Source organism: Streptococcus sp. HMSC072D05, assembly GCF_001815805.1.
Lineage (GTDB): Bacteria > Bacillota > Bacilli > Lactobacillales > Streptococcaceae > Streptococcus.
The window spans coordinates 133,609-140,259 of sequence record NZ_KV821994.1 but is presented as its reverse complement, the minus strand read 5'-3'; the positions used below and the strand labels follow the sequence as shown (position 1 = coordinate 140,259).

The window sequence follows — 6,651 nt, the reverse complement described above, 5'->3', positions numbered from 1 at the left end:
ACTCTCTACTCGTTCTCGAGTGTAGGGTTCAGCCACTGTTGTGGTAACATCTTTTTCTTCAACGTTTAAGCTTGGAACTTCATTTATTGGAGCGTCTGTTGGTTTCTCGCTAACGGACTCCCCTGGGCTTGGTTTTGTAGGAGAAGGGATCTTGCTTCCGACTTTTCTAATCTCAGAAGTCGGCTCAGTCGTTACCTGATTGGAAACCTCCTCTGTATGGATAACCTGACCATTTAAAATGTAGCTGCGGGTCAGAATGGTACGACTACCATTTTTCCCTGCCTGAATCACCTCAGTTTGACCTTGCGGCAAATCAGCCGCCTCTACTTCCTCCACTTGGAAAGGAATAATCTCTGTACGACTGGTATCTTTACTTTCAACCTTTAACTCTGGTTGTTCAAAGACAGGAGCATCACTTGGTTTCTGAGCACGGTACTCTTCCCGCGCTTGACTTCCGTTTGAAGTTTGAACTGGAGTATCAATAGGAGCCGAATGATTCAACTCTTTCTTGCCATCAACTGGAGAGTTTACTTCTTTTTGAGATTTCAAATACCCTACATATTGGTAGCCTTCAATCGTAAGTGGGGATTGCAATGTTTCCCCGATCTGTACAGTCAATTCCTGATTATAGTCTGCCAGCATTTGATTTGTCAAAGCCAAGGAAGTTGGCGCAATTAGCTGACTTCCTAGACTGGTCAAGAGCATGAATGAAGCTAGTTTCTTGCGATCATCTCTGCCCAGTTTAATCGCTACGACTAGGAGTACCAAGCCTGCCCCTGCGGCAATTGAGCTAATGAGTTGGCTGTGACCAGTTGCAGGCAACTGTCTCGTCGGACGATAAATCAAATAGTATGTATCATCTGTTTCCTCAGAAAACTGTGGCAATTCTTTGACTACCAACTGCTTTTCTTGGTCTGTGAGCTCACTCTCTGTCACGTACTTATAGTGAATCTGTTTTGTGACGGATGGCGTCTGTTCACTAGCTGCTACATTTGCAAGAGAACCTCCTCCACTAAAAAGGTAGAAAACGCCTACCAGAGCAGAAACCAAACCAACCGAAACTTTTCTCAATGAAAAACGCTGGTGCTTTTTTCCTAAATAATTTCTTTTCATTCCTAATCTTTCCTTCATCATGATTTGAATCCCCTCTATTCTACCGAAATTTACTAGATTATTCAATTTATTTGCTATAAATAATAGCCACAAAAAAATGCTAATCTTTTCAGTTCATTTGCGCTTTCAAAATTCTTATCTTATCAGATATTGAATGCACAACAAGATCATGGAGAATAACAGAAAAAATTCCTAGGTAGCCTTAAACCTAGGAATTTTTCAAATTTTAATCAAACAGAATCGTTTCCTTATTTCTTGAAAATAGACTGTCTGAAGTCGTCTGTCTCACGAAGATAAGCGTTGTAAATCTTCTTCTTGAGCAGATTGACCCAGCTAGCTTCGACACGGCTAGTAGCATTGGTAATGTTGCGTACATCCTCTGCCACGGCTGCGTCCATCAACTGCTGCATCTCTGCATAAGAGCGAATGGTTACTTTCTTGGTACTGTTTGGATTTTTAAGCTCGTACTCAATGGTAATTGGCTTCAACTTGGTCAACTGATCAATCCGCTCCTTGTACATGGCCTTCTTGAAGGCTGCCCAAGAGGTGTATTCACCTTTAAATACATTTTCCAAGACTTTCTGGTCTGTCACGAGACCGACATCTCTTCCAGACCATCCGTCCCACGTTTTCTTGCCTTCATCGAAGGCTTCCTGAGAGTACTGACCAGAAACATAAGGGACAAATCCATCATGGTAGCCCTTGGCTGCCAGTAATTCATAGGCTGTGCGACGGAACATGACGTCACCTGGCGCTCCCTTCGGATTGCTCAAGGCTGAGTAGATTGGTGAGAAGAGGCTGAGGCTCAGGTAGCCATTTCGACCATATTTTCCGCTTTCCTTATTCTCCCGACGAGTGATCACATCATTTTCAATGAGAGAGTTAAAGGTCTTTAATTGCTTGATTTCTTCAGCAGTGAAGCTTCGCGTCTGGTTACCAGCATGAGTCTCCTTACCATACTTATCTGTAATATAGTAATTCTCCATCTTTCTGAACCACTGTAACTTGGCAGTATCGCTCTGCTTCAGCATAGAAGTACCTTCTAGATAGTCCAAGGTGTAAATCATGTCAAACATACCATGGACATAGTGTTGAAGGTCTGCTTCATTTTGAACACGTTCCTTGAAATTATAGGTATGCATACGGGTCTTAGAATCCTTGTCCACCTTGAAGAGAGTATTGAGCGTAATAGTTGGTTCATCTGCACTCGGCGAAGACTGCAAGAGTCCGCGAGCATAGAGTTCCGCACCTAGTCCCTCACGACGACCATATCCTTCAAAGTAAATAGCACCGTCAGAGTTATGGGTCATCTCATGCGTGTAGACTGAGTTACCATAGTCTTCCAACAATTTAGCAGCATCAAAGTGAGTTACACTTCCTGTCGCATAGGCATTATAACCCTTGCTTGGATACCACTTGCCGGCAGGTCCGAAGAACTCCTGCATAGCTAGAGATTTTTTATCATTAGCTGGAGCCCAGTATTTTTGACCATTCTTGTCAACCAATGAGAATCCATCATAAACCAGAACAGAACGGAAGAGCTTGTCCTTGCTTTCTGGACTGAGAATCTTATACCAGAAATCATAGTGATCACGTTGCCATTCAGCTGACTTTCTAACACGGTCTTCGACATATTCAACTAGTTCTGCGTCTGTGCGCACTCTGTTATTAGCATCCAGACGATAGCGATCATAAGCCCCCATAGAGAGGGTAGACATATTAGAGATAGCATAGACACCTTTTTCAGTCATGGTCAAGAGTGGTAGGAGCATGCCCTTGTGTTCCCAATTATCTGCTGTAATCTTGTCATAAACACCGACAGAGTACTTGCTCTTGCCCTCGGCTGCATCCTGAAGCTGTCTAGCCTCTGCTACATCCGATTTAGCCTCAACGATGTAGGCCTTTGTATTGGTTTTGAGCCATTCATTATTGGTCTTGTATGGCAGGAAGAGCTGACGGTAGCCTTCAAGGTAATTGAAGAGTCCTCGCTTGCCAGTTGCTTCAGAGAGCGAATTGTCATACGCTGTATAGTTGTTCTTAGCCTTGAGATTCTCAAGTCCTGATTTCCCTAAAGCAATGATTGTATCAAGAACCGAAACGTCATTTTTACCGTAGAAATCCATCTTGTAAGCCGATAGGTCCTTAACATTAAAGTTGTCATAGTTGATATTATACCAACGGTTAAGGTAAGTCAAACCTAATAGGAAAGCTTCTTTATCAGCAAGAATCTTCTTAACAAGATAATCCTTAACTACTTCACCTTCAGTATTGATAGCCTTATCCATAGCTAGCACTTTTCGAAGCTCACCTGATAGCTTACTTTTCACCTGCGTAAATGCGGTGTCTAAGTATAGTTCATCCAAAGAAGTATCTGCTGCTACTCCGAGAGCTGTACGCATAGCTGGCGAATCAAGAACGACCTTGTTCAGCTCTGGCAACACTTGATTTAGAATGCTAGTATAATCTGATACAAAGGCTTCTGGAGTATAAAGAAGGTCTAACCCCTTGATACTATACTCAGCAATACCTTGGTTGACGAAATCTCCCTGATAAGATATTTCTAGGTAGTCAATGGTATTGTCCATGTAGTGCAGCATCAAACGATTGATTGCTGTTTTATTGCCATGGATATCAGTGATAATCTGGTCACCCTTCATCGGAACAACATCCAGTAGGTACTCCTTATTCAACTTATGCTCTTTCGGAATCTTGTTCGCAAACGAAACAATGGTTTCTTTATTGTAGAAAGGAAGCAGTTTCTCCATATTCGCATAAGAATATCCGCGGTCAAATTGAGCATTGTTTACTTCACCATAGTCGACAAAACGCATATTTAGATTCGTGTCATCTAGGCTAGTTGTTATGTCCATAGCAGTCAGTTTTTCTTCCATTTCTTCTTGAGTAATGGTAGAAGTAACAAACTGATCGTTTTTCAAGGTTTCACTCTTGGCAACTTTATAGGCTTGCGTAATGCGGTCGTTTTTGTAGCCCTGATCTCCAGAAATACTGTAAACGTTTGTACCGCTAACATTGCTGATCACATTATCAACTAAACCATTAAAGTAGTTCGAGCCGACCACTCCACCGATTTGACCGTTAGTGGTTGAATTATATACTTTTCCTGTCACATAAGATTTGGTGATTCGAGCATTATTTTCTAGACGTCCAACCAAACCACCGATACGTTGTTCATTTGATCGAGCTCCACTAATAATCGTTACATCTGCTTTACTTTGGCTAAGAAGAGATTCTCCTCCTTTAAGGCTTGCAACCAAACCACCTACATTATAAGCTTTGATGTGTTGACTGTTAGATAGGATAGTCCCCGTAAAGGAACTATTCGTGATTTTCGTATTGGTTCCATTAACTACAAGACCAGCTACGTTAGAAGCGTTGCCTACTACCGATACTCTCCCCTGAACAGAAACGTCAGTGATTCGAGCATTTTCCGCATTGCGTGCCAGTGGAGCCGAGTCATAGGTCCCCACGATATTCACATCTTTAAAGTCTATATTGGTAATAGAAGACCCGTTCTTCATGTTTTCAAATAAAGGCTTGGCTAGATTATAAATAGCGTATTGCTTACCATTATGACTACCTGTCAGACTACCGGTGAAGTTCCCTTTGAGATAGACATAGTCCGCAGGAGCTAGGTTGACCTCGCTCGCATCCAAATCAGCTCCCAGAACATAATTTCCTGCCATATTTCGCTTCATAGCGTCTACCAATCCAGCAAAGCTAGTATAGACATTTTGCTGACTAGGGACTGCCTTACTGATGTAGAAGTCGTGCCCAGACTTGTAGCCCGCTTCACTTTCTTGGACGAGTTCAGGAAGGGTTACATTAAGCTTATAGACGGCCTTGCCATCTTTCTCTGCTTCAGAAATGCTATGAACTGGTAGGAGAATTTCCTTGGATTCGCTTGATTTGATCTTAACGAAGTAGGTAGACAGATCCGTAGGCATGGAGCTCATCGATACAAAGCGCTTGTATTGGTCGTTTTCTTTATGATAAAACTCAACGGAATCAATATCACGGAAGGCAATCTTCTTGTATTCTAACTCAAAGTTACGACTGTCTGTTTCAAACTCAGTAAAGCTGCCATTATCCAGTTCATAAGTCAACTTGGTTTTCAAAGTATAGCCTGTATAGTAGTCTAGGTCACCAATTTTCAAGCTGCCAGCAAAGTTGGTAATTGGAAGAGTGCGAATCAGCTGATCTCCCTGGTACAATTCTGCAGTCGCTGAGCGGAAGGACTGGGTCTGGTCTTCCAATCTATATTGGACCGTCACCGACTTATCATCAACATTCTCAGTCAGACTTAGAATGGAAACAGTCGGCTTGACTTTAGGCACTCCATTTAGAGCTTCTTTGGCTGCTGTCAGGCTAGCAAGAACTTGATTGACCTGTACTTGTGTAGCTGTTTGATTGTTCAGCACTCCTTCTGCCTTGGTTAATTCGTCAGTATAAGCTGTCTGCTTTTCTGAATCCGCATTCTTATATTTAACCGAAGTTTTAACCGTTGGATTTAAATCGTACTCAGTCTGAAGAGCTGTTTTAACAACTTCAAGACCACTTAATTGAGCCTTGGCTTGATTGATTTGTTCCACCAGTTGGTTGACTTCTGCTTGGCTGGCTTGGGATTGGCTCAGAATCGCTTGACCAGCCGTCAAAGCAGCATCATAGTTAGCTTGATGACTCTGACTATCGTTGAAATAACGGGCCTGTGCTTTAATCTGATCCGCTTCTGCCAAGAGATTATGCAGTGAAATTAAATCGAACTCCTCTAAAGCGTCTGCTTTCGGTGCATCACTTGGTACCATAGTTGGCTTAGCCGTTCCGACTTTGACAATTTGCGTTACAGGAGCCAAGGTTTCTTCATTAGACAATTCTTGACGGTCAACAACTTGATCGTTAGAGCTGTAAACACGAGTCTTGATGGTCCGCTCACCTTGAACACCCGGAGTTGTGATTTGACGAGCATCTTGAACTAGCTCATCGGTATATTGCTCCTCAATGTTGAAGGCTATTTTCTCTACACGAGTTTCGTCGGTATAAGTTAGTGGATACTCTGGCAAAGCCTCTGCTTTCGGTGGGTCGTTCGGTACCATGGTTGGTTTAGCCGTGCCGACTTTGACAATTTGTGTTACTGGAGCTAGAGTTTCCTCGTTAGACAACTCTTGACGGTCGACCACTTGGCCATTAGAACTGTAGACACGGGTCTTAATGGTACGTTCGCCTTGGACTCCTGGAGTTGTTATTTGACGGGCATCTTGAACAAGCTCATCCGTTTCTTCTTCACGAATTGTGAAGTTAATTTTCTCAACCCGAGTTTCGTCGGTATAAGTTAGCGGATACTCTGGCAGAGCGTCTGCTTTCGGTACATCGCTTGGTACCATGCTTGGTTTAGCAGTTCCGACTTTGACAATCTGTGTTACGGGCGCCAAAGTTTCCTCATTAGACAACTCTTGGCGGTCAACCTCTTGCCCGTTGGAACTGTAGACTCGGGTCTTAATCGTGCGTTCACCTTGGACTCCC

The 6,651-nt window shown here is 42.9% G+C and carries 2 protein-coding genes; both read right to left on the bottom strand.

Translation table 11 applies throughout. The features are described 5' to 3' along the window. Nucleotides 1-1,113 (bottom strand): G5 domain-containing protein (locus HMPREF3057_RS02610; protein WP_257370667.1); only part of this gene is annotated, 1,113 nt, incomplete at its 3' end. 248 nt (nt 1,114-1,361) lie between these two features. Next, a partial coding sequence (locus HMPREF3057_RS02605; protein ID WP_257370666.1) for a ZmpA/ZmpB/ZmpC family metallo-endopeptidase occupies nt 1,362-6,651 on the bottom strand: 5,290 nt, incomplete at its 5' end.